The organism is Streptomyces sp. NRRL S-350, assembly GCF_000719705.1.
GTDB lineage: Bacteria > Actinomycetota > Actinomycetes > Streptomycetales > Streptomycetaceae > Kitasatospora.
Map to the genome: position 1 here is coordinate 81648 of NZ_JOHO01000002.1, position 25832 is coordinate 107479.

The window sequence follows — 25832 nt, forward strand, 5'->3', positions numbered from 1 at the left end:
GTGGTTCCGTAGGGGCCGTTTCGTGGGAACGGCCCCGGCCACTCGCCCGGCGGGAGCCCGTCCGCAGGGCCCGAAGCAGCGCCCGGTCGGGGCCGCCAGGAGCGGCGGACGGCCGCACTTGCCCCGGGCCCGTCCGCGGGACGACGCTGGGAGGAAGACGGTTAACGGGGCGGGAGGCATCCCCGTGGACGGACACCAGCCCGCGGACCGGTCCGCCAGCGGTCACCGGAGCGTGCCGCACACGGCGGACCTGCGGGTGGAGGCCTGGGCGCCGACGGCCGAAGGCTGCATCGGCGAACTGGTGCACGCCGTCGTCGCCGGCTTCGCCGACCTGGCCGGCGCCCGGATCGTCGGCGAGCGCGACTGCACCGTGCTGGCGGTGAGCGACGCGGACCTGCTCGCGGGCGTCCTCGAGGAGGTCATCTACCGGATGGACGCCGACGGCGAACTGCCCGTCGCCCTCGCCGTCAGCCGGATCGAGGGGCTGGACGGAGCCCGGACGGTGGCGGTTCGCTTCCGGATGGCCGACACCGCCACCGCCGCCCTCGTCGGCGCCGTGCCGAAGGCCGTCTCGCTGTCCGACCTGGACCTGCGCGCCGGGCCGGGCGGCTGGACCTGCCAGGTCACCGTGGACGTCTGAACCCGGGCCGACCCGGGGCTGACCCGGGCAGATCCGGGGCCGACCCGGGCTGACTCGGAGCCGACCCGGGCTTGCGGCGGACACCGCCGAAACCTCGAAAGCGGGGCGAACGACGTGGAGATCGTCCTGGCGGCGGCCGGCCGCCACCGCTGGCGGATCGAGCCGCGCCCGCCGATGCGGGTGCCCGGCGTGGTGTTCGCGTCCGGCGCGCTGCTGCCGCAGGCCGCCGGCGACAAGGCGCTGGAGCAGGTGGCGAACGTGGCGACCCTGCCCGGGATCGTCCGCGCCTCCTACGCGATGCCCGACGTGCACTGGGGCTACGGCTTCCCGATCGGCGGGGTCGCCGCCACCGACACCGAGGAGGGCGGGGTGGTCTCGCCCGGCGGAGTCGGCTTCGACATCTCGTGCGGGGTCAGGCTGCTGGCCGCCGGCGTCCAGCGCGACGAGCTCGACCCCGAGCGGATCCGCCGCCTGATGGACCTGCTGGACCGCACCGTCCCGCGCGGCCTCGGCCGCGGCGGCCTGTGGCAGCTGTCCGGACCGGAGGAACTGGACGAACTCCTGCTCGGCGGCGCCCGCTACGCCGTCGAGCACGGCCACGGCGTGCCGCGCGACCTGGAACGCTGCGAGGACGGCGGGGTACTGGACGGCGCGGCCCCCGGCCAGGTGAGCACCCGGGCCGTCGAACGCGGGCTGGGGCAGGTCGGCAGCCTCGGCTCGGCCAACCACTTCCTGGAGGTGCAGGCCGTCGACCGGGTGCACGACGACCGGACCGCGGCCGCCTTCGGGCTGCGGCCCGGCCAGGTGTGCGTCATGATCCACTGCGGTTCGCGCGGCCTCGGCCACCAGATCTGCACCGACCACGTCCGCGCCATGGACCGCGAACTGCACCGCTACCGGATCGACCTCCCCGACCGCCAACTCGCCTGCACCCCGGTCGACTCGCCCCGCGGCCGCGCCTACCTGGGAGCGATGACCGCCGCCGCCAACTACGGCCGGGCCAACCGCCAACTGCTCTCCGAGGCGGCCCGCCGAGCCTTCGCCACCGCGCTCGGCGTCGGACTCGACCTGGTCTACGACGTCTCGCACAACCTCGCCAAGCTGGAGACCCACGAAGTCGACGGCGTACCCCGGAAGCTGTGCGTCCACCGCAAGGGCGCCACCCGCGCCCTGCCGCCCGGCGACCCGGGCCTGCCCGCCGACCTGGTTGCGGCCGGGCAACCGGTGCTGGTGCCGGGCACCATGGGCACCGCCTCGTACGTCATGGTCGGCCGGCCCGGCAACGAGGCCTTCCACTCCGCCTGCCACGGCGCCGGCCGGGTGCTGAGCCGACACCAGGCGCTGCGCACCGTGCGCGGGGAGCGGCTCCGGAGCGACCTTGAGGCGCGCGGCATCGCGGTGCGGCCGACCTCGTGGCGGGCACTGGCCGAGGAGACACCCGAGGCGTACAAGGACGTCGACGCGGTGGCCGCCGTCACCGAGGCTGCCGGGCTGGCCCGGCCGGTCGCCCGCCTGGTGCCGCTGGGCGTGTGCAAGGGGTGAGCCGCCCGGCCCGCCCCGTTCCGGCCGCGTCCCTCGACATGCCCGGCCGGGCGCGCTTTGATGTCGAGCGCATCCTTCACAGGAGCAGGAGGTGGTCATGCCCGGAAGCGGGAACGCAAGCGGAAGCGGCAGAACCCGCGGCCCGGGGCCGGGGCCGGGCACGGACCCGGTGATCGAACTGCGGTCGCTCACCAAGCGCTACGGCAGCACCGTCGGCGTCGAGCACCTGGACGTGTCGGTCGCGGCCGGCGAGGTGTTCGGCCTGCTCGGCCCCAACGGCGCCGGCAAGACCACGACCCTGCGCTGCCTGGTCGGCCTGCTCAGCCCCAGCGACGGGCAGGTCCGGGTGCTCGGCCTGGACCCGGTCGCCGACCACCGCCGGCTCGCCCCCTCGATCGGCTACCTGCCCGGCGAACTGCGGCTCTACCCCGAGCTCACCGGGCAGCAGACCCTCGACCTGCTCGCCGCCCTGCAGGGCGCCCCGGTGCCGCGCCGACGCGAACTGTGCGAGCGGCTGGCGCTCTCCCGGGCCGACCTGGCACGCCCGGTCGGCGAGTACTCGCGCGGCATGAAGCAGAAGCTCGGGCTCGTCCAGTCTCTCCAACACCGGCCACCCGTGGTCGTGCTGGACGAGCCCAGCGAGGGCCTGGACCCGCTGCTCCAGGAGACCTTCTACGAACTCCTCGCCGAAGAGGCCGCGGCCGGACGGACCGTACTGCTCTCCAGCCACGTGCTGCCCGAGGTGCAGCGGACCTGCCGCCGGGTGGCGATCGTGCGGCACGGCCGGCTGGTGACCGTCCGCTCGGTGGCCGAACTGCGCCAGGCCCGGGCCCGCAGGGTCCGGCTGCACTTCGCCGACGGGCAGGGCGCCCGCCCGCTCGGTGCCGCCGAGCAGTGGTCCCCACGCTGGGAGGGCCCGCGGGTCGAGCTGCTGGTGCCGCCGGACGAGGTCGTCCCGGCCGTCCGCGCCCTGCTGGCAGAGCTGCCGGTGGCCGACCTGACCGTGGAGGAGGCCGGCCTGGACGAGGCCTTCCTCGACCTCTACCGCTCGAACGACGACGCCGGGCAGGAGCACGACCGCGGCCCGGAAGACGGACCACCGGAGCGCGGCCGTCGGTCCGAGCCTGTCGGTCGGCCCGAGCGCGACGGTCGGCCCGAGCACGACCGTCGGCCAGAGCACGACCGCAGCCCCGACACCGAGGAGGGGTCGTGACCCCGGCCACCGTCAGCCGCCGCCTTCCGCTGGTCTGGCTCGCCCTGCACCGGCGGCGTCGGATGCTGCTCTCGCTGCTGCTCGGCATGGTCGTCTTCGAGACCCTGATCGTGGTGATCGCCGGGACCGTCCCGGCCGGCGACCTGTTCGGTGCCGCCCGCCGCAACCCGCCCGGCGCGTTCCGGGCCTTCAGCGGCTCCAACAGCGACATCTCCATCGCCAGCTACCCCGGCCTGCTCGGGGCCGGGCTCACCCATCCCTTCTGGATCGCCCTCCAGCTCACCGTGATCGGTTCGCTCGGCGCCGCCGCCGTCGCGGCCGACGTCGAGTCCGGCACGATCGAGCTGCTGATGACCCGCCCGGTCTCCCGGCGCCGACTGCTCGCCGAACGGACCGGAGCGCTCGTCGCCGCCTCGGTGGCGCTCAACGCAGCCGCCACGCTCACCGTCGCGCTCGGCGTCGCGTTCTCCCCGAAGCTGCGCGCCGCCGTCCCGGAGGGCGCGGTGTTCACCGCCGGACTGCTCGGCTGCGCCCTCACGTTCTGCCTGACCGGCCCGGTCCTGGCGGTCTCCGCGCTCAGCCGGCGCCGGGCGCACGTGATCGGCGCGGCCGTCGTCTTCGGGGCGGTCGGCTTCGCGCTCAACTTCGTCGCGCTCGCCTGGTCCCCGGCGCGGCCACTGCGCTACCTCAGCCCGTTCCACTACTACGCTCCGGGCGACGTGCTCGGCCACGGTGGTGTGCCGTGGGCGGCGCTGGGCCTGCTCACCGGCGTCGGTCTGCTCGGCCTGCTGGCGGCGTTCCGGTTGCTGGAGCGGCGAGACCTCGCGATCTAGCGTCTGCTGCCGACGTGGAGCAAGGTCGGGGATGACCACGGCCCGTGGACGTGGTGACCTGACGAACGGCCGGTGGAGCGGCTGGAGCCGCTAACGCCGGTAGGCAAGAAGTCGGGCAGCCCGCTTACCTGGGGCCGTCGGCAACTGATCGACGGCGTACGGTGGCGGACCCGGACCGGCTCGCCGTGCCGTGGGTCTCCTTCGAGCAGCTTCAGGCCGAGGCCGACGCAAGGGCCTGACCACGGGGGGCGTAAGCGTGGACTCCATCATCGTCCCGGCTCATCAGTACGCCGCCGGGCGCGAAAGAGGGGGCCGGCGCCACCGCGCTGTCGCCACGAGCTGCGGCAGGTCCGCTGTCCGCCATCACGCAACCGTGCCGGTCGCGGCGACAAAGGAGTGGCCGTGTGACACATCCGCTGCAACCATGCGGCCGTGAACCCGAATCTTCCCGACGGATGGACGATCGAGCGGGTCCGCCGCGCATCGGGCGATGCCGAAGCGGATCGGCTCTCGCTCGAACGACTCGTCGTGGTCGCGCGATACGACTCCGCTGACTACGACGTCCTCGAGCCTGACCTCATCCTCTCCGTCGGCGGCCTGTGCCTTGCAAGAGTCGGTGACGAGTGGTTCATGGGAGAGATCGACGTCGACGGGTCCGTGATCTGCTGGGCTTCGTACGGCCCTGACCTGGCCGAAGCCATCCGCGGACTGTGAGCTGAAGGCAGCGGGATCGACCACCTGCACCACACGCCCTGGCGCCGCGAGCCCCACCCGACGGGGTTTCGGGCCTCCCTAGACGCACCCGCGGGCCACGGCGAGCAGGTGTTCGCGGACCAGGGCGACGTGCGGGTCGGCCGAAGCGGCCGGGCGGCGAACCAGGTAGGCGGTGTTGATCGGCGGGTCGGCCGGCTCGTGCAGCAACCGAATCGCCCCGGAGGCGAGTTCGGCCCGGCACAGGTAGGCCGGCAGTACGCTCCAGCCCGCGCCCGCCGTGACCGCCGCCAGGACCGCCCGCAGGTCCGGCACGGTGACCGCGGCCCGGGCGTGCAGTCGCCGGTCGAAGACGTGCCGCCAGTACCGGCGGACGATCGGCAGGTCTTCGGCGTAGCTGAGCAGCGGGACCTCCGCGAGCGCGTCGGGGAGCTCCCGGCCGGCCAGCCGCTCGGCCCACACCGAGGCGGCGACCAGGACGAACTCCTCGTCGGCCAGCGGTTCGGCGAGCAGGGCCCGGCCGCGGGGGCGCCGGGTGGCGACCACCAGGTCGTGCCGTCCGGCCCGCAGTTCCTCCAGCAGCGGGTCGGTCAGCCCGGTGGTCACCCGTAGCTGAACGCCCTCGGCGACCAGCGGTGCGAGCGCCGCCAGCAGGACGGTGCCCAGGAACTCCGCCGGCCCGGCGAGGTGCACGGGCTCCGGCACGCCGCCGCCCCGCCCGTCGGCGAGGCCCGCCAGCCGGTCCAGCGGGACGGCCAGACGGGCGGCGAGGTCGTCGGCGTACGGCAGCGGGCTGACCCCGCGTGCCTGGCGCTCGAACAGCTCCCGGCCGAACCGCTGCTCCAGGGCGCGGATCTGCGCGGTGACCGTGGACTGGGACAGGCCCAGCAGGTGTGCGGCCGCCGTGAAGGAGCCGGCGCGGTGCACGGCCAGGAAGGTCCGCAGGTGGTTGAGGTCCAGCGGGCCGGAGCCCGGCGGCAGCCGATCGCTCATGCCGCGAGCCTACGGGATCCCGATGGCTCGGCCGCCCGTGGAAGGCATCGGGATTCCGATGCCTCGTATCGCGTGGCCCATTGGTTCCCGCGGGCTCGACCGGGCTAGCTTCGACGATGTGAGCGCCGCGGCGGGGCCGTCGCGGCGGGGACCGCACCCTTGGAGGCACCCACCATGGCCGACATCCTGTTCGTCCTTACCGGCGCGGACGTCTGGACTCTGAACGACGGCACCAAGCACCCGACCGGCTTCTGGGCGGAGGAGGCCGTCGTCCCGTACCAGGCCTTCACCGCCGCCGGCCACCGGGTCACCGTCGCCACCCCGGGCGGCGTCGTCCCGGTCGCCGACCGGGCCAGCCTGACCGACCCGGCGACGGTCGAGGCACTGGAGGCGATCGCCGAGTTCCGGCAGCCGCTCGTCCTGGCCGACGTCGACCCGGCCGACTACGACGCCGTGTTCTACCCCGGCGGCCACGGCCCGATGGAGGACCTGGCGGTCGACGCGGACTCGGGCCGGCTGCTCACCGAGGCGCTGGCCTCCGGCCGTCCGCTCGGCGTGGTCTGCCACGGTCCGGCCGCCCTGCTCGCCGCCCGCACCGAGGACGGCGGCTCGCCGTTCGCCGGGTACCGGCTGACCGGCTTCACCAACGCCGAGGAGACCCAGGCCGGCCTGGCGGACCGGGCGCCCTGGCTGCTCCAGGACCGGCTGGTCGGCCTCGGGGCGGACTTCGAGGAGGGCGAGCCCTGGGCGCCGCACGCGGTGGTCGACCGCAACCTCGTGACCGGCCAGAACCCGGCCTCCTCGGCCCTGACGGCCGCCGAACTGCTGAAGCTGCTGGCGGCGTAGCGGCGGGGCCCGCGGTTGCCGCGGGGCTGAGGCCGCCGAGCACTCCGAAGCGCTCGATCGGCCCGACCGGTTCACGCGGACCGGTCGGGCTCTCGGGCTGTCGCGCGCAGGGGCGCGCGACGTTCCGTGGGTGCCGCGCCTCCGTGCAGTGGGGGGCGGGGGGTCAGCGGAGGTCGAAGGCGGTGATGGGGTGCCCCGCCCAGATCCGGCGGGACGCCTGTTCGGGGTAGCGGACGGTCCGTGAGCGGGCGCCCAGGACCCGGGTGAGCTGCTCGTCAGGGTCGAGGGCCAGCCAGCCGGGGTCGCCGGTGGTGGCGAACCGGACCCAGGCCTGCTGGAGCTCCTGCGAGACCCGGACGGCTTCCGGGGCGGGCGGGTCGCCGAGGAAGTGCCGGCCCGTCGGGCTGTCCAGGGTGCCGAACGCCAGCGGGACGTCGAGGCCGTGGCAGGCGCCGAACACGCCGCCGAGCGCGGAGGCGGGAAGGGCCAGTTCGAACAGGTGGGTGGTGCCGCCGGCCGCGGCGTTGGCCTCGGCGAGCCGGAGGGTGGGCATCCGGAACAGGGCGTCGGAGCTGACGGCTTCGAGCAGGTCCGAGGCGGTAGCTCCCGGATGGGCGGCGCGGTAGTCGTGCGGTCCGGACGGCGACGGGGAGAAGAGGTCCAGCGCGAGGCGGGCCTCCCCGTCGGTGAAGGTGCCGTGCCGACCGCTGAGGACGCCGAAGAGCCGGAACTCGTCGCGGGTGTGACCGATGAGCAGGTCGACGCCGTCGGTTCCGCCGGACGCCAATGCGGACCAGGGCGGGCAGGGCAGGACCTCGCCGTCGACCACCGGGATGGTGGCGAGGCCGCTCTGCGCGAGCCGGCCCCAGCGCGCGAGGTGCTGCGGGAGCGCGGCACCGAGGTCCGTGACCGCAGCGGCCAGGCGCCAGGGATCGACCTCGGCCAGCGCGGCGGGCGTGGCAGCCGTGCCGAGCAGCTTCGCGAGCTCGGCGGTGACCTCGGCCGCCAGCGACGGAGTGCACAGGGTGCCCGGGACGGAGTGCGCGATGGCGCGCCGGAACAGTCCTCGCGCCGTGCCCATCGTGAGCAGGGCGGCGACCGACCCGGCGCCCGCGGACTGCCCCGCGACGGTCACCTGGTCCGGGTCTCCGCCGAACCGGCGGATGTTGCGCCTCACCCACTGCAGCGCCGCGACCTGGTCCAGGAAGGCCCGGTTGGCCGGGACACCCTCCAACAGGGCGAAACCTTCCGCGCCCACGCGGTAGTTGACGGTGACCACGACCAGCCCGGCGCGGGCGAGTCCGGTCGGGTCGTAGAGGGCGTCGCCGGAGGCCCCCGAGATGTATCCGCCGCCGTGGATCCAGACCAGCACGGGTAGCCGCGCCCTGCCCGGATCCGGGGTGCAGACGTTGAGCGTGAGCCAGTCGGTGCCCGCGGACGGCTCGGCGGCCATCGGACCGGACTGCGGGGCTACGGGGCCGAACACGAGGGCGTCGCGGACGCCGTCCCAGGGTTCGGGCGGGGCGGGGGCGGCGAACCGGAGCGCTCCGACCGGGGGTTGGGCGTAGGGGACGCCGCGGAAGACTGCGAGCCCCCGGTCCAGGAAGCCTCGGACGGCTCCCTCGCTGGTGTGGGCGACGGGCTGCGTGAGCACGGGACCGCTCCTTCCCTGGGGGAGCTTCCAGCGTTATCGGTCAGATGTATTATGTCAAGCGTATGGGAAAGACGCCCGGAAGGCAGTGGAAAGCCCCCGGTGCCTGCGCCAGGCACCAGGCACCAGGCGCCCGATGGCCGACACCGGAGGCCTTTCGGCTGACGACCGGGCCCGCCTGGGACGGACCTCGGAGGAGCGGCAGACCATGCCCAAGCAGGTGGACCACCAGGAGCGCCGGGAGACGATCGCCCGGGCGCTGTGGCGCGTCGTGGAGCGGCGCGGTGCCAAGCACCTGACCATGCGGGAGGTCGCCCAGGAAGCGGGCATCTCGCTCGGGCAGCTCCAGCACTACTTCGATTCGCGTGCGGCGATGCTCTCCTTCGCCATGGACTTCGCCGGCGAGCAGTCCGCCCAGCGGGTCGCCCGGGCCCTGGGCGGACTCGGTGAACCGCCGCACCCGCGCGACGTGCTGCGCGTGATGCTGGTCGAACTGCTGCCCCTGCACGCCGACGCGCGCGCGACCAGCCGGATGAGCGCCGCCTACGTACTGGAGGCGCTGCACGACGAGGAGATCCGTGCGCGGGCACGCGGCGGGCTGCTGCAGGGCCGGGCGATGGTGGAGCGGGTGGTCCGCCAGGCGATCGCCGACAGGTACATCGCACCGGACCGCGACCCGGCGGTGGAGGCGGACCTGCTGCTCGCACTCACGGGGTTCACCACGCTGCTGGAACTGCGCGTGGTCGAACCCGATGCCGCGCTCGCCGCCGTCGACCGGTACCTGGACCGGCTGTTCGAGACCGCAGGTGGATCGGGCCCGCGCTGACGGCGTGGGAGGCTACCCGGACAGCACCGAAGCACGCGACCAGGAGCACCGCCATGGACCGACCAGCCGCACCCGCCGCCGCGGCCCCCGCAACGGCGCCGGGCTCTCCGGGCTCCCCGGGCTCCCCGGGCTCCCCGGCGTTTCCGGTGTCCCCGATGTCCCCGCCCGCTCTCCGTCTCGATGCCACCGCCTCCGGGCACCCGGCCGGGATCCTGGAGGCCGCCGAGCGGGCCGAACACCGGGGGATGGACCGGCTGGTGGTCGCCGAGACCGCGTACGACCCGTTCCTCCAGCTCGCCCGCGCCGCCGACCGGACCTCGTCGATCGAACTGTCCACCGGTATCGCGGTGGCCTTCGCCCGCACCCCGATGACGCTCGCCTACCAGGCCTGGGGGCTGCACGCGGCCTCCGGCGGACGGGCCGTCATCGGGCTCGGCTCGCAGGTCAAGCCGCACATCGAGAAGCGCTTCGGAATGCCCTGGGACCGCCCGGCCGCCCGGATGCGCGAGTACGTGCACGCGGTGCGGGCGATCTGGGACTGCTGGCAGACCGGTGAACGGCTGCGCTTCCGGGGCGAGTTCTACACCCACACCGTCATGACTCCGGTGTTCTCGCCGGACCCCGTCCCGTCCGGGGTGCCCCGGATCCTGCTCGCGGGCGTCGGGCCGCTGATGACCCGCGCCGCCGGAGCGGTGGCCGACGGCTTCCTGAGCCACCCGTTCACCTCCACCGGGTACCTCACCGAGCAGGTGCTGCCCGGCCTGGCCGAGGAACGGGCACGGGCCGAGGCGGAGGGCGCGGCGTGGACGGCGCGGCCCTTCGAGATCGTCGGCAACGTCCTCACCGCGACCGGCCGCACCGAGCAGGAACTGGCGGCCAACCGTGCCGCGACGCGCGAGCGGCTCGCCTTCTACGCCTCCACGCCCGCCTACCGCCCGGTGCTGGCGCAGCACGGCTGGGAAGGACTGCAGGAGGAGTTGCACACCCACTCGGTGCGCGGGCGCTGGGCGGAGATGGCCGCGTTGATCGACGACGAGGTGTTCGACACCTTCGCCGTGTCCGGCCCGGTGGAGGACGTCGCCCGGGAGATCCACCGCCGTTACACGGGCCTGGTCACCCGGCTGTCCGTCAGCCTGCCCGAGGATGCCGACCCGGAGCTGGGCCTGGACGTGCTGGGCGCGGTGCGCGCCCTGGGCTGACGGGCCGCCCCATTCACCGCCCGTACGCAGTGGTGCCGGAGCTGACCCGGCGCTCGGAGCTACCGGCCGGAGCTACCGGCCGGAGCTGCAGTCCGAAGCCGTCGGCCGAAGTCGTCGGCCGAGCTGCTGGGTGAGCTTGGGCGGCTGCCCGGCGCCTCGACCCGGCTGCGGCGGGATCACCCGGGTGCCGGCGGTGTGCCCGGCCCGGTGAGCGCGGTCAGCGCCGGCCCAGGCGGCGCCTGCCCGCCGGGCCGGGCCGAGGGGCAACCCGGGGCAGGGGCTCGCGCCCAGCGACCGGCGAGAACCGTGCCGACGACCAACTGGAGCTGGTGGTAGAGCATCAGCGGCAGCACCATCACGCCGGCCTCCGGCCCGAACAGGACGGTGGCCATCGGCAGCCCGTTGGCCAGGCTCTTCTGCGAACCGCACAACACCGCCGCGATCCTCGCCGACCGGTCGAGCCCCAGCAGCCGGGCGCCGAGCCCGGTGGCTGCCAGGGTGGCGGCGAGCAGGATGAGCAGCACCCCGAGGAGCCCGAGCAGGGCGACCGGAGTCGCCTGACGCCAGATGCCCCGGGCCACGGCGGCGCTGAACGCCGTGTAGACGACGAGCAGGATCGAACCGCGGTCCATCGGGGTCAGTACCCGTCTGTGCCTGGTCAGGAGCCCGCCGATCCACGGCCGCAACAGTTGCCCGAGCAGGAACGGCGCGAGCAACTGGAGCCCGATTCGCGCCAGTCCGGCGGCGGACAGTTCGGTGTGCGAGCCCAACAGCCAGGCCGCGAGCAGCGGGGTGAGGGCCAGCCCCGCCAGGCTGGAGTACGTACCCGCGCAGATCGCCGCCGGCACGTCGCCCCCGGCGGCGCCGGTGAGCGCCACCGAGGACTGCACGGTCGAAGGCACCAGGCAGAGGAACAGCACCCCGGTCTGCAGCGGCCCGGTCAGGGGGACGGGTGTGAGCAGCCCGGTGGCCAGCCCGAGCAACGGGAAGAGGACGAAGGTGGCGGCCAGCACCAGCCCGTGCACCCGCAAGTGCCGCAGACCGGCCAACGTCTCGCGGGTGGAGAGCCGGGCGCCGTACAGGAAGAACAGCAGCGCCACCGCGAGGTCGCAGGCCGCCTCGGCGACCCGCGCGGACCCGCCCGAGACCGGGAACAGCGCGGCCAGGGCGACCGTCCCGGCCAACGCCGCCATGTACGGATCGAGCCAACGGGGCGGCAACCGGCGCGGGTGCCGCCCGGTCGAGCTTCCCCCGGGCGGTCGTGCAGGCCGCTTCCAGGCCGCCGGAGGGCCGATCACGGGCCGCCTCCCACCACCGGGCGGAGCGCGGGCCCGGCCGCCGGAGCCGGCCCGAGGAGGCCGCCGATCAGCGAGCCCGCGCCGTCGTGGTCGCTGCCCGCCGAGCCGCTGCCGTTCTGGAGATCGGCCGTGCGGTCGATCTCCACCCAGGAATCGGCGTTGGAGTTGTCCACGACCGTGATCAGGCCGCCGCCCGCCGCGACGGCCGACGCACCGCCCGCGAGCAGCGCGCACGCCCCGACCAGCCCCAGCACGGTCGCCCGCAGGGCGGCGGCCGACGGCGGGGCGGGCCCGCGCAGCCCGGGCCTCACGCCGTCACCGCCATCAGCCCGCGGGAGCGGGAGATGTTCCGCTCCAGCAACTCGGTCGACTCCCGGACACCGACCTGCGGGCGCTCCCCGGCCGTGGCGGGCAGCCGGCCGTCGGCCGTCTTCAGCCCGGCCAGCGCCTCCTCGATCGCGCGGTGCGCCGCGAACAGGCACGGCGTGCTGTAGATCGCCACGTCCACGCCCAGGTCCGTCAGCTCCGAGAGGGACAGCCGGGGGGACTTGCCGCCCGCGATCTGGTTGAACAGCAGCGGCTTGTCGCCGACCACCGCGCGGATCCGGCGGATCCACTCCTCGCTGCGCACGCCGTCGACCAGCACCACGTCGGCGTCCGTGGCCGCGAGCGCTCGGGCGCGGCGCAGGATGTCGTCCTCGTCGGTGGCGTCGGTGCGGGCGACCACCACCAGGTCCGTCCGGTTGGCGAGGACGAGCTCCAGCTTCTCCAGGTACTCCTCCAGCGGAAGGACCAGCTTGCCGTCGGCGTGGCCGCAGCGGCGCGGCCGCTTCTGGTCCTCCAGGATGACGCCGGAGGCACCGATGCGTTCGAGTCGGCGCACGACGTGACAGGCCACTTCGGGATCGACGTAACCGTCGTCGATGTCGACCAGCAGGTGGTGCCGGGGGAAGGCGCCGCGCAGCCGTTCGACGAATCCGACCATGTCCGGCCAGGCGATGAAACCGATGTCGGGCAGGCCGTAGTAGGAGGCCGCGAAGCCGAAGCCGGAGACGAACATGCCGTCGTAGTGCTCGGCGGCGATGGAGGCCGAGTACATGTCGTGGACGCCGATCAGGGGCGTGGTGCCGGGGCCCGAGATTTCCGCGCGGAGCCGCTGCCCGGGGCCGTCCGCCATCGTGCTGTCGTGGAACAAGGCCTTCTCCTCACCTGGATGACTTTGCCTGGATTTGGTGCTCGCTAGACCAAACTGAGGCCTCATCACTATGCGCCCTTTAACGTTCCGTGGGCAAATCTTTAAAGGAGAATCCCCCGTTGGAGTGACTGAATTATGACAATATGTCAGACGGGCGGAATCTCATCCGACTATGTGAAATGGCTTGTCCGTCGCCGGAGGAGAGGTGTCGGTGGCAGCAGGTCATGCCGGAGGGCTGCACGGTGCGAGCGCCGGATGCCGTCCGGGCGTCGTCCCGGTACCTGCTCGATGCCGTCTCGATGCCGTCTCGATGGTTCGGACAACCCGGATGCCTGGACGCGGGAAGGCGGGCCCCGGCTCCGGACCCGAGGCGCGGACCTTCAAGGCATGGCCCACCGGGCCCTGAACCCGCGAAGGCCCGGACCCATCGGCGGTTTCCAGGGGTCCGGGCCTCAGCGGCGGTGGATCAGACGCTCGGCACCGGTGGCGCGGCACGGCGCTCGCGCAGGGTCCGGAGCATCCGGCGGGTCGCCCTGGTGGCGACCGGCGGCAGCAGCTCCAGCGCCAGCCGACGCGAGGCCGAACGCTGGACCGGCGGCTTGACCTGGTAGTTGAGGCGCAGCACGGCCGCCCCCGCGATGGTGTCCTCGTCCACGGTGTACCCGCCGGCCCGCCAGTCCCGCTCCAGCAGGACCTCGCGGGCGGCCGCGGCGTCGCCCCAGGTCCCGTAGAACTTCATCGGGGTGAGCAGGACCGGCCGCAGGCCGCCGGTGAAGACGGCCTCCCAGACCGCGGCCGACACTCCCGGGGTGTGCTCGGAGCGGTAGTCGTCCAGGGCGACGAGGCCGTCCTCGGCGAGTGCGGCCCGCGCGACGGCGATGTCCCCGGCGACGTGCTCGTACAGGTGGGAGGCGTCGACGTGGACGAAGCGGCAGCTGCCCGCCGGGATCCGGCCGTCGGCCAGCACCGAGGTGGGCGCCTGCACGATCTCGGGCAGCTCGCGGTGGAAGGCGAGGTAGTTGGCCTCGAAGGCGCTGCGGGTGAGCGTTTTCCGGTAGGACATGGCCATCTCGGCGGCGTTGTCCTCGTCGCCCGCCTCGGAGTCGAACAGGTCGCAGACCGTCAGCCGCTCACCGGGCCGCAGGTGGTCGCCGAGCAGGACGGCGCTGCGGCCCAGGTAGCTGCCGAGCTCCAGGATGTCGCCGGTGAGGCCGGCGGCGCTCTGGGCGGACAGCAGGTGGCCGAAGGCGGCACGGTCGAGACTGAAGAACCAACCGGGGATGTCGTCCCGCCTCAGCCGTGCGGGACGGGCAGCTGCGGTCTCGGCAGTGGGCACGGCGGCCTCCAGGGGGACGGCGGGGCGCGGTGGCGGATCACGCCGCGGAGGGGGCGCCGAGGACGTGAGGCGGATCATCATAGCCACGCCGGAGCCCGGTGGAACCAGGTGTGGAAGGGCCTGATTCCGGACGATCGCTCTGCCGTTCGACAGGGGTTCGGGCCCTCGCATCCGCTTCCGGTGTCCCGGCTCGGCCTAATGCCCGGTGGTGGCCGGTTCGGCGGGCCCGTCCGGCCGGTGCGGCCACCCCGACGGTTCGAACGGTTCGGCCGTTCCGGGCCGTTCCGGCCGTTCCGCCCGGTCCACCTGCTCCAGTTCCTCGATGGTCGCGGTCAGCCAGGCCCGCTCGGCCGACGAAGAGGCCCTGGCGACGAGCAGCATCCCGCGCCGGAAGGGGTTCGGCTCGCGCTCGGCGGTGACCGGACTGCCGTCGCCGTCGTAGAAGAAGCTGCTGGGTGCGGCCAGGAAGGCGAGGCGGCGACGGAGGACGGCGGCCTGCCGGGGCGGGTCGGCGAGGTGGTGCAGGAACGCGGCCAGGGTGAAGAAGCGGATCTGGTCGGTGATCTCCGCCTGCTCCGGGTCGGCCAGCCGCCGGAGCAGTTCGGCCCGTCCGTCGTCGGTGAGTTCCAGGGTCTGGCGCGGCGCGGCGCCGGTCCCCGGCTCGGTGTGGCGGGACAGCAGACCGGCCTTCTCCAGTCTGGCGATGGCCGGGTAGAGCGCGCCGTCGCTGACCGGGCGGACGTGGCCGGTCAGGCCGGTGATCCGGGACTTCAGCTCGTAGCCGTGCAGCGGCTGGTCGTAGAGGAAGCCGAGGATCGCGAGGGTCAGCACGGTCGGAGCCCTTCGGTCGGAGTGCGCCCGGTCGGAAGCTCATGTTACCTCTTGTCGATGTGCCTCTAAACGATGTATCTCTATTCGAGGCTCCATTCGGGGCCGGACCGGGGGACAGGGCCGCGGCCGTGCTCGGAGTCGGGTCCGGGGCCCGGCTCGGGCCCGGCCGAGCCGCCGACGACGACGGCGGCACTACGGGAACCACGGGAACCACCGGAATCACCGGAACAGGGGAGGAACCATGCGCGGGCAGTTGTCCCGGCTCACGGCCTTGGCCGTGCCCGTCTACGCGGAACTGTTGTCGGGGGTGATCGCCTCGGTGATCGGCACGCTCTGGGTGGCCGGCCTGGGCGGGGCGGCGGTCGCGGCCGTCACGCTGGCCGGCACCGTCGAGAACCTGCTGCTCGGGTTGGTCCTCGTAGTCGCCTCCGGCACCAGCGTGAGACTCGCCCGCGCGCTCGGCGCGGGCGACCACGCCGAGGCGGCCCGCACCGCCCGCGCGGCCTGGCGGCTCTGCGCCGTGGGAAGCCTCGCGCTCACGGTGCCCGGCTTCCTGCTGCGCGACCGGCTGGCCGGCGCCTTCCTGGACGGCGAGGCGGCCGCCCGCGCCGCCGAGTACTTCTCCGTCGCCTTCCCTGCCTTCGCGCTGTTCTTCGGGCAGCGCGTCGCCGACGAACTGTTCAAGGGCGCGGGGGACACCCGCACGCCGATGCGGATCGCCCTGCTGTCCAACGGGCTGCTGCTCCTCCTCGACCCCCTGTTCATCCTCGGCCCCGGGCCGCTGCCCGCCCTCGGCGTCCCGGGCGCCGCACTGGCCCTCACGGCCTCGCGGGCGATCGCCTTCGCCGTCACGCTGCGGCTACAGCAACAGCAACAGCAGCAGCAGCACCAGCACCAGCACCAGCAACTGCGACAGCGACAACTGCGGCTACGGCCCTGGCCGCCGCTACGGTGGCGAGGTCCCGGGCGGCCACACCGGTCGACGGGCGATGGGCCCGGGTGCGCGGGCGGTGCCGCGATGCGGATCCTGCGGGCCGGAGGGCCGTTCGGCCTGGACTTCACCGCCCGGATGGCCGTGGGCACGGCCCAACTCGGGCTCGTCGCCGGCTTCGGCGTGGCGGCGGTGGCCGGGTACGGCGTCGGCTACCGGGTCCTGCTCGTCGTCACCATGTCCTTCTACGCGCTGCGCCAGGCCGCCGCGATCGAGGCGGCCCGCCTCACCGGCGCGGGGGAGGCCATCGGGTTGCGCACCCTGCGCCGCGCCACCGGACGCCTCGCCGCCGGCCTCGGCACGGTGGCTGCGCTGCTGTCCGTGGCGCTCGCCGTCCCGCTGACCGCGCTCTTCACCGACGACCGGGCGGTGGCCGCGCAGTCCGTCGGCTTCCTGCGGATGGCGGCGCTCTACCTGCTCCCGTACGGCCTGGTGGTGGCCCTCGGCGGGGTCCACCAGGCTGCCGGTGCGGCCCGCCCAGTGGTGGTATCGGTCGTGTTCGGTCTCGGTGCCCAACTCGCCGTGTCGGCAGCCCTGTCGGGGCCGCTGGGGGTCTCGGGGGTCTGGCTCGGACCGGCTGCGGGAGCGGTGGTCCAACTCGTCCTGCTGTCCGTCCTGGTGCGGCGTCCGAGAGGGTCGGCGCCGGAGCGGGTGGCGGCCGTCGGGCCGGCCGACGGGGCGCGAGCGCTTCGGCCGGTCGAGTAGGGAGCGCGGCGCCGCAACCCAAACGCCTCGACTCGCCGCCCCGACCTGCCACCGCAACCCGCCGCCCCAACCCGCTGCCCCGACCTGCCACCGCAGCCCGCCGCTCCGACCCACCGCCCCAACCCACCCCCGCTGCAGAGGCGGAGGCGCTGCGCGCGGCGCGCCCCCGTCGGCTGTGCCAGAGTGGCGGGCATGGCACTCACTCCGGACGGGCGGCCCATCCCGCCGCCGCACGCCGACGAACGCGCCATGCTGGAAAGCTGGTTGGAGTTCCAGCGGGCCACCTTGGCCAGGAAGGTCGCCGGGCTGGACGACCGGCAGGTGAGACGGGCCGCCGTGCCACCGTCGACGATGACGCTGCTCGGCCTGGTGCAGCACCTGGCCGAGGTCGAACGCAATTGGTGCCAGCGGGTGTTCGCCGGCCGCGACGTTCCGCCGGTGTACGGCGCGGACAACGAGGACGGCTACCGGCTGGACCCGGCGCACGGCCTGGCCGAGGCGCTGGCCCGTTGGCGGGCGGAGGTCGAGCTCGGGAGGGAGTTGACCGCCGGGGCGTCACTGGACGCGGCCGGTCCGCTCTCGGGGCAGGCCTCGGCGCTGGTCGGTTCGGAGACGGTGTCGCTGCGCTGGATCCTGGTGCACCTGATCGAGGAGTACGCCCGGCACAACGGCCACGCCGATCTGCTCCGAGAGTGCACCGACGGCGTCACGGGCGTGTGACGGACTCCCGTCCCGACGCGACGGCACGGCCCGGAAGCCGCACGGCGAGCAGCGTCCCCGTGGCGGCCACGCCGGCCATGGCCAGGGCGGCGGGTGTCAGCGCCGCGCCCGGATCCGTCCGTCCGGCGGCGGTGGTGGCCAGGGCGATGCCCAGGGCGGGGCCGATGTTCATCACCGTCTGCTGCAGTCCGCCGGCGACGCCCGCGTCGGCGGCGGCCGCGCCCCGGACGACCACCGAGGTGGCCGTGGCCATCACCGCGCCGAAGCCGCCGCCGAGCAGGAGGAAGCAGGTCGCGATCGCGGCCGTGCCGGTCTCCGGCCCGAGCCGGGCGGTGAACAGTGCGCCCGAGGTGAGCAGGACCATGCCCGACAGCACCACCGTCCGCTCGCCGTGACGCTTCGTCAGTCGCGCCGAGGACGCCGCCGCGAGGATCATCGCCACCGGGAGCGGGGCCGCTCGCAGGGCGCTCTGCAGGGGGTCGAGCCCCAGCCCGTCCTGGAGGAAGTAGGTGGCCGGGAAGAGCGCGCCCTGGAGTGCCGCCGAAGCCGCGAGCAGGACCCCGAGCGGCGGTGCGACCACCGGTGAGCGCAGCAGTGCGGGTGGCAGCAGTGGACGCGCGGTGCGTCGCTCCTGCCGGGCCAGTGCGAGGAAGAGGAGCCCGGCGGCCGCGAAGCCGGGCACCGTCGTGGTCGACCAACCTGCCTCCGGTAGACCGACGAGGCTGTGCACGACGCAGGCCAGGGCCAGCGCGAGCAGGGCCGCGCCGGGCAGGTCCAGCCCGTCGGCGCGGGCGTTCCCGGCGTGGGCGGGGCTTCCGGCGCGGGCGGGCCGCTCGGGCCGGGCCGCCGCGGGCACGGCGAGGACCGACAGCAGGGCGGCCGCAGCGGGCAGGAGGCCGAGCAGGAACACCGACCGCCAGCCGAGGTGTGCGGTGAGCGCGCCGCCGACCAGCGGGCCGGCGGCCCCGGCGAGTCCGATCCCGGCAGTGCGCACGGCGATGGCGCCGGGCAGCCGGTCGGCGGGCCAGACGGCGCGCAGCATGCCGAGGGTGGCGGGCTGCAACAGGGCGCCCGCCACTCCCTGGACCACGCGCAGGGCGATCACCCACCCGATGCCGGGGGCGAACGCGATCCCGGCTGAGCTCGCGGCGAAGCCCGTCACGCCGAGGGCGAAGACCCGCCGGTGGCCGTACCGGTCGCCGAGGCGGCCGGCGAAGACCAGCAGGGCGGCGACGGTGACGAGGTATCCGGTGCTGGCCCACTGCACGGCCGCGACGGAGGCGCGCAGGTCGTGCTGCAGCACGGGCCGGGCGACGGTCAGGACGGTGCCGTCGAGGGCGACCAGCGCGGCGCCGGTGATGCTCGCGACGAGGGTGAGTCGCTGGTGGCGCTGTGGCGTCACGGGGCGGCCGGGCCGAGGTGGGCGTCCAGCGCGGCGCGCAGCAAGGGTTCGATGTCCTCGCTGCCGGTGACGAGCCCCAGGCTGCCCCAGGCGCGCAGCTGGGCGAGGCCGTGCAGGTTGGACCAGAGGGCGGCGGTCGCGGTGGCCGGATCGTCCGACTGCGGGTGCACCTCGGCGACCAGTCCGGCGAGGGTCAGGAAGAGCGGCAGGGTGGTGCGGCGCAGCTCCGCACCGCTGCCCTCCAGGAGGTCGTGACGGAACATCAGCTCGAACATGCCGGGGTTGGCGGCCGCGAAGCCGAGGTAGGCGCGGGCGAGCGCGTCGAGGCGGGTGCGGGCTTCGGCTCCGGTGGCGGCGGCGAGGGCGTCGGCGCCGGCCAGTGTGTCGGTGAGGCGGCCGAAGCCCTGCTGCGCGATGGCGCCGAGCAGCTCGCGGTGGGTGGGGAAGTAGCGGCGGGGCGCTCCGTGCGAGACCCCGGCGTGGCGGGCGATCTCGCGCAGCCCGAGAGCCTGGACGCCGCCCGTGGCCACCAGTTCCACGCCGGCGGCCACCAGGCGGGCCCGGAGGTCTCTGTCGTGATCGGTCATGGACACTGTCTACCAGCGCTTGGTAGACAGTGTCTACTCGCCTTCCGCGCGGTGCCCGGGCAGAATCGGCGGCATGGACGAAGGCGGCGAGTCGGCCTGCTGGCTGGACCGGGTCTGCCCGGAGTGCGGGCGGTTGCGCGAGCGTCCGGGGCCGCAACCGTGCGAGAACTGCGGTGCCGAGAGCGGCGATGCCCCCGCCGACCCGGCGCCGCCGACCGAGGCTTCGCCGGACACGCCCCCGCACCGCACCGCTCCCGAGGCCTCACACCACGAGCGGCGGGACAGCTGAACCCCGGTCCGGCCGAACGGCCGGACCGGGGCGGGGGACACGGAGCGGGTCGCAGCCCGCCCGCCGGAAGGACCGGCTACTGCGGCGGCGGCTGCTGGTCGCGGAACTGGTTCTTCAGCTGCTCCTGGGCGGTGTCCACCTGACCGCTGTACTTGCTCTGGGTGCGTTCGTCGACGGTGTCGCCCGCTTTGTCGACGGCCTTGTCGGCCTGCTCCTCATGGCCCTTCAGCAGGTTCTTGAGCTTATCCATCATGGACATTCGGTCACACTCCTGGATGAGACGGCCCCACTCCTCCAATATCACCGCGCATCCCCCGACGCGCATCCCGCGGGGCGCGCGGCGGGCTTGGCAACGCCATTCCGGTCCTGTCAAATCGGGGGTCACGGCCCGTCGGAAGGAGTCGCCTTGAAGCTGCGCACCCGTCGATCGACCTCCCCGCTCGACCGTTCCTCCCCGTTAGACCGTTCCGCCCCGCCCGACCGCGCCGCTCCGCCCGACCACGCCGATCCGTCCGATCGCACCGCCCCGCACGACCGCGCCGCTCCGATACCGCTACCGACACGGCGCCCGCGCACCACCGCCACCCGACGCCGCGCGGCAGGCGCCGCGTTGACCGCGGCCGCCCTGGCGGCCCCGCTGCTGCTGGCCGGCGCCGGGAGCGCCGCCGCGGACCCGGACCCGGCGCGCAGGGGCGCCCGGCTGGCCGCCCGGCTGGTCGCGGCCGGCGACGCCGAGGAAGCGCACGACACGCTCGCCGCACTGCAGCGCATCGCCGACCGCAACGGCGGTACCCGGGTGGCCGGTTCGAAGGGGCACGACCAGTCCGCGCAGTACGTCTACGAGCAGGCGCGGCGGGCCGGGCTCAAGGTGTCCAAGCAGGAGTTCGAGTACACCTTCTTCGACGCCCTGTCGCAGCGCCTCGACGTGGTGTCCCCGAAGGCCGAACCGGTGCCGGTGGTCGCCATGACGTACTCGGTGAGCGGCCCGGAGGCGGGCCTGACGGCCGAGTTGGCGGCCGCCCCGGTCGGCGCCGCCACCGGCTGCGCGGCCACCGACTACCCGGCGGGCGCGTTCACCGGCCGGATCGCGCTGATCCGGCGCGGCGGGTGCAGCTTCGCCCAGAAGCAGGCCGCCGCGGGGGCCGCGGGCGCGGCCGGGGCGATCATCTACAACAACACCGACGGCGACCTCAACGGAACCCTGGGGGATCCGACGGCCGGGAAGGTGCCGACCGGTGGGATCACCAAGGCGGCCGGTGAGGCCCTGGCCGCCGAAGCCGCCGCCGGGCCCGTCCGGGTGACCCTCGACATCCGCACCCGCATGGAGCCGCGCAAGACCTGGAACGTCCTCGCCGAGACGCGGGGCGGCGACCCGGCCGACACCGTGATGGTCGGTGCGCACCTCGACTCCGTCCCGGCGGGTCCGGGCATCAACGACAACGGCTCCGGCAGCGCCGGAATCCTCGAGGTCGCGCGGCACCTCGGCACCCATCCGGTGAAGAACAAGGTCCGGTTCGCCTGGTGGTCCGCAGAGGAGTTCGGCCTCAAGGGCTCCGAAGCGTACGTGAACTCACTGTCCGAGACGGACCGGAAGAACATCCGGCTCTACCTCAACTTCGACATGATCGCATCCCCCAACTATGCGCAGTTCGTCTACGACGGCTCCGGCAGCACCGGCGGCGGCGCCGGTCCGGAGGGCTCGGCGCAGATCGAACGGGACATCACCGGCTACCTGGACGGCCGCGGCCTGCCGCACGACCTGTCCGCCTTCAACGGCCGTTCCGACTACGGGCCGTTCATCGACGCGGGCATCCCGGCCGGCGGTACCGACACCGGCGCCGAGGTGATCAAGTCACCGGAGCAGGCCGCCCGTTACGGCGGCACGGCGGGCACCGCCTTCGACGCCTGCTACCACAAGGCCTGTGACGACCTGGGCAACATCGACATGGCGGCCTTCGACGTGAACATCGACGTGATCGCCCACGCCGTCGGCACCTACGCGTGGGACCTGTCCTCGCTGCAGCGGCCCGTACCGGCACAGCCCCCGGCCCGGAAGGCGCCGGCCGCGGCCGGCGCGAGCGGCTCCGGTACCGGCGGTGCGAGCAGCACCGGGGCGGACGGCCACGCCCACGGAGTGACGGCCTGACGCCCGGGTGGGCCCGCTGCCGTCCTCGGGCGGCGGGCCCACCCGACCGCCGCGTCCGGCCTACCCGCCGTGTCCGGCCTACCCGCCGTGTCCGGTCTACTCGCCCTGCCCGCCCTGCGCACCGTTCCCCGCCGTACCTGCCCCGAGCACGCCAGCCGCCGTACCCAAGGTCGCCATGCGCTCCCTCCCCCCGTCATCGCCCCTGGTGGGCGGCGGTGCGGTGACCGTAACGCAGACCACTGACACCGGCACCGACCCTGACCGTGCCAATCGGCCCCGGTGCCTGTACGGTGCCGCGCGGAGCGCATCCGCCGAGACCCGGTGGGTGCGCCGGGCGCGGTCCTGCCACCATGGGACCGAGATCACGAGACCGTGACACCCTCGGAGGAGTCAGCAAGATGAGCACGCACTACGACGTCGTCGTCCTCGGCGCGGGCCCCGGCGGCTACACCGCCGCCGTCCGTTCGACACAGCTGGGCCTGAAGACCGCCGTCATCGAGGCCAAGTACTGGGGCGGCGTCTGCCTCAACGTCGGCTGCATCCCCTCCAAGGCCCTGCTGCGCAACGCCGAGCTGGCCCACATCTTCACCAAGGAGGCCAAGACCTTCGGCATCAAGGTCGAGGGCCAGGTGACCTTCGACTTCGGCGAGGCGTTCCGCCGCAGCCGCGCGGTGGCCGACGGCCGGGTCAAGGGCGTCCACTACCTGATGAAGAAGAACGGCATCACCGAGTACGACGGCTGGGGCACCTTCGTCGACGACCACACCCTGCAGGTCGCGCTCAGTGGCGGAGGCTTCGAGGTCGTCACCTTCGACCACTGCATCATCGCCACCGGCGCCACCACCCGCCTGCTGCCCGGCACCAGCCTGAGCGACCGCGTGGTCACCTACGAGGAGCAGATCCTCACCGAGCAGCTGCCGGAGAGCATCATCATCGCGGGCGCCGGCGCGATCGGCGTCGAGTTCGCGTACGTGCTGCACAACTACGGCGTGAAGGTCACCATCGTCGAGTTCCTGGACCGGATGGTGCCGCTGGAGGACGTCGAGGTCTCCACCGAACTCGCCAAGCAGTACCGCAAGTTGGGCATCGAGGTGCTGACCTCCACCCGGGTGGAGTCGATCGACGACAGCGACCCGAACGCCAAGGTCCGGGTCACCGTCAGCAAGAACGGCGAGCAGAAGGTGCTGGAGGCCGACAAGGTGCTCCAGGCGATCGGCTTCGCACCGCGCGTCAACGGCTACGGCCTGGAGAACGCCGGGGTCAAGCTGACCGACCGCAACGCCATCGCGGTGGACGGCCGCGGCCGCACCAGCGTCGAGCACATCTTCGCGATCGGCGACGTGACCGCCAAGCTGATGCTCGCGCACGCCGCGGAGGCGATGGCCGTGATCGCCGCCGAGACCATCGGGGGGGCGGAGACCATGGAGGTCGACTTCGCCATGATCCCGCGCGCCACCTACTGCCAGCCGCAGATCGCCTCCTTCGGCTACACCGAGGCGCAGGCCCGCGAGCTGGGCTACGACGTCAAGGTCGCCAAGTTCCCGTTCACGGCCAACGGCAAGGCGCACGGTCTCGGCCACCCGATCGGCTTCGTCAAGGTCATCAGCGACGGCAAGCACGGCGAGCTGCTCGGCGCCCACCTGATCGGCCCCGAGGTCACCGAACTGCTTCCGGAGCTCACCCTGGCCCAGCAGTGGGACCTGACCGTCCACGAGGTCGCCCGCAACGTGCACGCCCACCCGACCCTGGGCGAGGCGGTCAAGGAGGCCATCCACGGCCTCGCCGGGCACATGATCAACATGTGACGCACCGGCCCGACACCGGATGGCGGCCCCGCCGAGCAACCCGCTCGGCGGGGCGCCACAGGTCCGGGAGCAGCCCCGGAGCGGCCCCGAGCGGTCGACCGGGGGAGCGATGTAGCCGGGATAGCCGGGGGAGCCGGCGCGGCCGGTCAGGACAGCTGGGTGCGCAGCCAGGCCTTGACCTCGGGAGTCACCGGGTCGGTGAGGTCGCCGAACTCCTCGTGCTTCAGGAGGAACCCGGCCACGTACGAGCAGATCGGCACGATCCGCTTCCCGGTCGCGCGCACGTCGGTCAGCGCCTCCTGGACGAGGTCGGCGGCGAGGCCCTGCCCGGCGAAGGCGTCGTCGATCTCGGTGTGGAAGAAGACGCGCTGCTCGGTGTGGTCCCGGTACTCGGCGAAGCCGGCGAGCTTGCCGTCCACCATGATCTCGTACCGGTTCCGGTCGTCCGCCCGCTCGACGGCGATGCTGTTGGGAGTGGTCACGGTGGGCCCTTCGGTCGTCCGGACGTGTCGCTGAAGTCGATCATCGGCATCCTGCCAGGCCGGCCCCGGCCCGGGCCGTTCCGCCTCCCGGGTGACGGACCGGGGGAGCGGAGGCGGTGCCGACGGACGAGAAGGGGCTCGGGCGACGGAGCGGTCCCTGCGGGCCGACGGGAGCGGTCCCTGCGGGCCGCCGGCCGCTCGGAGCCGACGCGCACTCATCCGCGGCCCCTCCCGTCCTTGCCGTCCTTCCCGTCCTCGGTGCCCCTGGTGCCCCTGGTGCCCCCGGTGCCCCTGGTGCCCCTGCCGTCCTTGCCGCCTTCGGCCTTCTCCGGGCGCCGACGCCGGTCGATCCGGCTGCGCGGCTGATCACCCGGCGCGGGGGTGTGGCCCAGTGGGAGTGCATGCGGTCGGCGGTCCCGCAGGCCGCGGAGCTCGCCGAGCACGGCCCAGGCGACCGACACCACCGGCACCGCCACCACCGCGCCGAGGATGCCCGCCAGGACGGCGCCGCCTGCCACGGACAGGGCGATGACCACCGGGTGGATCCGTACGGACCAGCCCAGGACCAGCGGGTGCAGCAGGTGGCCCTCGATCTGCCCGATGATCACGATCAGCGCGAGCACCAGCAGGGCGATCACCGGGCCGCGGGCGGCCAGCGCGACCACGGAGGCGATGGCCAGCGCGATCGGGGAGCCGACCAGCGGGACCAGGGCGGCCACGAACTCCAGCACCATCAGCGGCAGGACCAGTGGCACCCGGAGGATGGCCAGTGCGATCCCGACCAGCACGGCATTGGTCGCCGCGACGATCAGCACCCCGCGGGTGTAGCCCGCGAAGGTCCGCCAGGCGGCGCGCCCGGCGTGGTCCCAGACCGTCCGGCTGCGGGCCGGGAGCTGCTGTTCCGCCCAGGACCACATCCGGTCGCCGGAGTGCAGGAAGAACACCGAGCAGAACACCGCGAGCGCCAGCCCGGTGATCAGTTCGACGGCCCGGCCGGCGCTGCTGAGCGCGGTGCTGACCAGCGCCGCGCGGTGGGCCGAGACGAACGCGCCGATCTTGGACCGCAGGTCGGTGACGGTGCCCGGCCGCAGGTGGAAGGGGGCGCCGGTCGCCCAGCGGTCGATCCGGCCGAGGCCCCCTCGCAGTTCGTCGCTCAGCCGGCTCCAGTCGGACGCGACGTTGGTGCCGACCAGGGTCAGCACCCCGCCGACGACCGCGACGGTGCAGAGCAGCGCCAGCAGGACGCCGAGCGGGCGGGGCATCACCCGGGCCAGCAGGTCGACCAGCGGGCGCAGGACCGAGGTGATCACCAGCGCCACGAACAGGGCGGTGACCAGCAGCTCGACCCGGGCCAGGACGTCGACCACCAGGTAGGCGCCGATACCGAGCAGCCCCAGCCGCCAGGTGTAGCCGGCGGCTGTGCGCAGCCCGGTGGGCACCCGCTCGACGGACGACGTCCGGCCCGCCGGCCCTGGCCCCTGCGCCGGTCCCGGCCCCTGTCCCGGCCCCGCGCCGGTCCGGCGCGGCACCACCCGGGGGCGACGGCTGCCGAGCGGAACGGCCCGCCGGTCCGGCCTCCCGCCGTTCATGC

The 25832-nt window shown here is 74.0% G+C and carries 25 protein-coding genes; 13 read left to right on the forward strand and 12 right to left on the reverse strand.

Annotated features, from left to right (window positions below; genetic code table 11):
• The first annotated feature begins 184 nt into the window (after window positions 1-184).
• From IF30_RS0101835 to IF30_RS0101855, 5 genes are all read left to right on the forward strand, one after another.
• Complete coding sequence (locus IF30_RS0101835) at window positions 185-640, forward strand: archease (protein WP_037898682.1); 456 nt, start codon at window positions 185-187, stop codon at window positions 638-640.
• A 114-nt stretch (window positions 641-754) separates the two neighbouring features.
• Window positions 755-2182, forward strand: a complete 1428-nt coding sequence (locus tag IF30_RS0101840) for an RtcB family protein (RefSeq protein ID WP_030230927.1) — start codon at window positions 755-757, stop codon at window positions 2180-2182.
• 169 nt (window positions 2183-2351) lie between these two features.
• The gene (locus tag IF30_RS40845) at window positions 2352-3395 is read left to right on the forward strand and encodes an ABC transporter ATP-binding protein (protein ID WP_051709022.1); all 1044 of its coding nucleotides are present in this window, start codon (window positions 2352-2354) and stop codon (window positions 3393-3395) included.
• Window positions 3392-4228, forward strand: a complete 837-nt coding sequence (locus tag IF30_RS0101850) for an ABC transporter permease subunit (RefSeq protein ID WP_030230931.1) — start codon at window positions 3392-3394, stop codon at window positions 4226-4228. Before IF30_RS40845 ends, IF30_RS0101850 begins: the two co-directional genes overlap by 4 nt.
• A gap of 432 nt (window positions 4229-4660) precedes the next feature.
• Window positions 4661-4942 carry a hypothetical protein gene (locus IF30_RS0101855; protein ID WP_051709023.1) on the forward strand — a complete coding sequence of 94 codons (282 nt, stop codon included), beginning with the start codon at window positions 4661-4663 and terminating at the stop codon, window positions 4940-4942.
• 78 nt (window positions 4943-5020) lie between these two features.
• Here IF30_RS0101855 and IF30_RS0101860 read toward each other — a convergent pair whose 3' ends face one another.
• A complete protein-coding gene (locus IF30_RS0101860; RefSeq protein WP_030230935.1) occupies window positions 5021-5932 on the reverse strand; it encodes a LysR family transcriptional regulator in 912 nt (303 codons plus the stop codon).
• 174 nt (window positions 5933-6106) lie between these two features.
• Here IF30_RS0101860 and IF30_RS0101865 point away from each other — a divergent pair, with 174 nt between their 5' ends.
• On the forward strand, window positions 6107-6778 hold the full coding sequence (locus IF30_RS0101865) for a type 1 glutamine amidotransferase domain-containing protein (RefSeq protein WP_030230936.1): 672 nt from the start codon (window positions 6107-6109) through the stop codon (window positions 6776-6778).
• Between the two features lie 163 nt (window positions 6779-6941).
• Here the strand turns inward: IF30_RS0101865 and IF30_RS0101870 are convergent, their stop codons facing one another.
• The gene (locus IF30_RS0101870; protein WP_030230937.1) at window positions 6942-8432 is read right to left on the reverse strand and encodes a carboxylesterase/lipase family protein; all 1491 of its coding nucleotides are present in this window, start codon (window positions 8430-8432) and stop codon (window positions 6942-6944) included.
• A 205-nt stretch (window positions 8433-8637) separates the two neighbouring features.
• Between IF30_RS0101870 and IF30_RS0101875 the strand changes: the two genes are divergently transcribed.
• Both IF30_RS0101875 and IF30_RS0101880 read left to right on the forward strand, forming a co-directional pair.
• The gene (locus IF30_RS0101875) at window positions 8638-9255 is read left to right on the forward strand and encodes a TetR/AcrR family transcriptional regulator (protein WP_030230938.1); all 618 of its coding nucleotides are present in this window, start codon (window positions 8638-8640) and stop codon (window positions 9253-9255) included.
• A 155-nt stretch (window positions 9256-9410) separates the two neighbouring features.
• A complete protein-coding gene (locus tag IF30_RS0101880; protein ID WP_030230939.1) occupies window positions 9411-10454 on the forward strand; it encodes a TIGR03617 family F420-dependent LLM class oxidoreductase in 1044 nt (347 codons plus the stop codon).
• 176 nt (window positions 10455-10630) lie between these two features.
• Here the strand turns inward: IF30_RS0101880 and IF30_RS0101885 are convergent, their stop codons facing one another.
• From IF30_RS0101885 to IF30_RS0101905, 5 genes are all read right to left on the reverse strand, one after another.
• Complete coding sequence (locus tag IF30_RS0101885) at window positions 10631-11647, reverse strand: bile acid:sodium symporter family protein (protein WP_051709024.1); 1017 nt, start codon at window positions 11645-11647, stop codon at window positions 10631-10633.
• 101 nt (window positions 11648-11748) lie between these two features.
• Entirely contained in the window at window positions 11749-12063 is a 315-nt protein-coding gene (locus tag IF30_RS0101890; protein ID WP_107054293.1) for a hypothetical protein, read from the reverse strand.
• On the reverse strand, window positions 12060-12929 hold the full coding sequence (locus IF30_RS0101895) for an isocitrate lyase/PEP mutase family protein (protein ID WP_030230944.1): 870 nt from the start codon (window positions 12927-12929) through the stop codon (window positions 12060-12062). Before IF30_RS0101895 ends, IF30_RS0101890 begins: the two co-directional genes overlap by 4 nt.
• Window positions 12930-13413: 484 nt before the next feature.
• Window positions 13414-14283: a class I SAM-dependent methyltransferase gene (locus IF30_RS0101900; protein WP_051709025.1), complete on the reverse strand. Its 870-nt coding sequence runs from the start codon at window positions 14281-14283 to the stop codon at window positions 13414-13416.
• 195 nt (window positions 14284-14478) lie between these two features.
• Entirely contained in the window at window positions 14479-15114 is a 636-nt protein-coding gene (locus IF30_RS0101905) for a PadR family transcriptional regulator (RefSeq protein WP_063752454.1), read from the reverse strand.
• Between the two features lie 241 nt (window positions 15115-15355).
• Between IF30_RS0101905 and IF30_RS0101910 the strand changes: the two genes are divergently transcribed.
• Together IF30_RS0101910 and IF30_RS0101915 are read left to right on the forward strand one after the other, a co-directional pair.
• Window positions 15356-16810: an MATE family efflux transporter gene (locus tag IF30_RS0101910; RefSeq protein WP_051709026.1), complete on the forward strand. Its 1455-nt coding sequence runs from the start codon at window positions 15356-15358 to the stop codon at window positions 16808-16810.
• A gap of 192 nt (window positions 16811-17002) precedes the next feature.
• Complete coding sequence (locus IF30_RS0101915) at window positions 17003-17530, forward strand: DinB family protein (protein ID WP_030230956.1); 528 nt, start codon at window positions 17003-17005, stop codon at window positions 17528-17530.
• Here IF30_RS0101915 and IF30_RS0101920 read toward each other — a convergent pair.
• Window positions 17517-18932 carry an MFS transporter gene (locus IF30_RS0101920; protein WP_030230958.1) on the reverse strand — a complete coding sequence of 472 codons (1416 nt, stop codon included), beginning with the start codon at window positions 18930-18932 and terminating at the stop codon, window positions 17517-17519. The two genes, IF30_RS0101915 and IF30_RS0101920, sit on opposite strands and share 14 nt — an antisense overlap.
• Window positions 18929-19519 carry a TetR/AcrR family transcriptional regulator gene (locus tag IF30_RS0101925; protein WP_030230960.1) on the reverse strand — a complete coding sequence of 197 codons (591 nt, stop codon included), beginning with the start codon at window positions 19517-19519 and terminating at the stop codon, window positions 18929-18931. The genes IF30_RS0101920 and IF30_RS0101925 overlap by 4 nt, the downstream gene beginning before the upstream one ends.
• Before the next feature lie 73 nt (window positions 19520-19592).
• On the opposite strand from IF30_RS0101925, the gene IF30_RS0101930 reads away from it, so the two are divergent.
• Complete coding sequence (locus IF30_RS0101930; RefSeq protein ID WP_030230964.1) at window positions 19593-19808, forward strand: hypothetical protein; 216 nt, start codon at window positions 19593-19595, stop codon at window positions 19806-19808.
• 76 nt (window positions 19809-19884) lie between these two features.
• Here the strand turns inward: IF30_RS0101930 and IF30_RS0101935 are convergent, their stop codons facing one another.
• Window positions 19885-20067, reverse strand: a complete 183-nt coding sequence (locus tag IF30_RS0101935) for an antitoxin (protein ID WP_030230966.1) — start codon at window positions 20065-20067, stop codon at window positions 19885-19887.
• Window positions 20068-20418: 351 nt separating this feature from the next.
• Between IF30_RS0101935 and IF30_RS0101940 the strand changes: the two genes are divergently transcribed.
• Both IF30_RS0101940 and lpdA read left to right on the forward strand, forming a co-directional pair.
• On the forward strand, window positions 20419-21954 hold the full coding sequence (locus IF30_RS0101940; RefSeq protein ID WP_107054309.1) for a M28 family metallopeptidase: 1536 nt from the start codon (window positions 20419-20421) through the stop codon (window positions 21952-21954).
• A 398-nt stretch (window positions 21955-22352) separates the two neighbouring features.
• Entirely contained in the window at window positions 22353-23759 is a 1407-nt protein-coding gene (gene lpdA / locus IF30_RS0101945) for a dihydrolipoyl dehydrogenase (protein WP_030230972.1), read from the forward strand.
• A 146-nt stretch (window positions 23760-23905) separates the two neighbouring features.
• Here the strand turns inward: lpdA and IF30_RS0101950 are convergent, their stop codons facing one another.
• Together IF30_RS0101950 and IF30_RS40850 are read right to left on the reverse strand one after the other, a co-directional pair.
• Window positions 23906-24181 (reverse strand): GNAT family N-acetyltransferase, encoded by a 276-nt coding sequence (locus IF30_RS0101950; RefSeq protein WP_107054310.1) that lies wholly within the window; start codon window positions 24179-24181, stop codon window positions 23906-23908.
• Between the two features lie 275 nt (window positions 24182-24456).
• Complete coding sequence (locus tag IF30_RS40850; RefSeq protein ID WP_063752456.1) at window positions 24457-25680, reverse strand: AI-2E family transporter; 1224 nt, start codon at window positions 25678-25680, stop codon at window positions 24457-24459.
• Window positions 25681-25832: the final 152 nt, after the last annotated feature.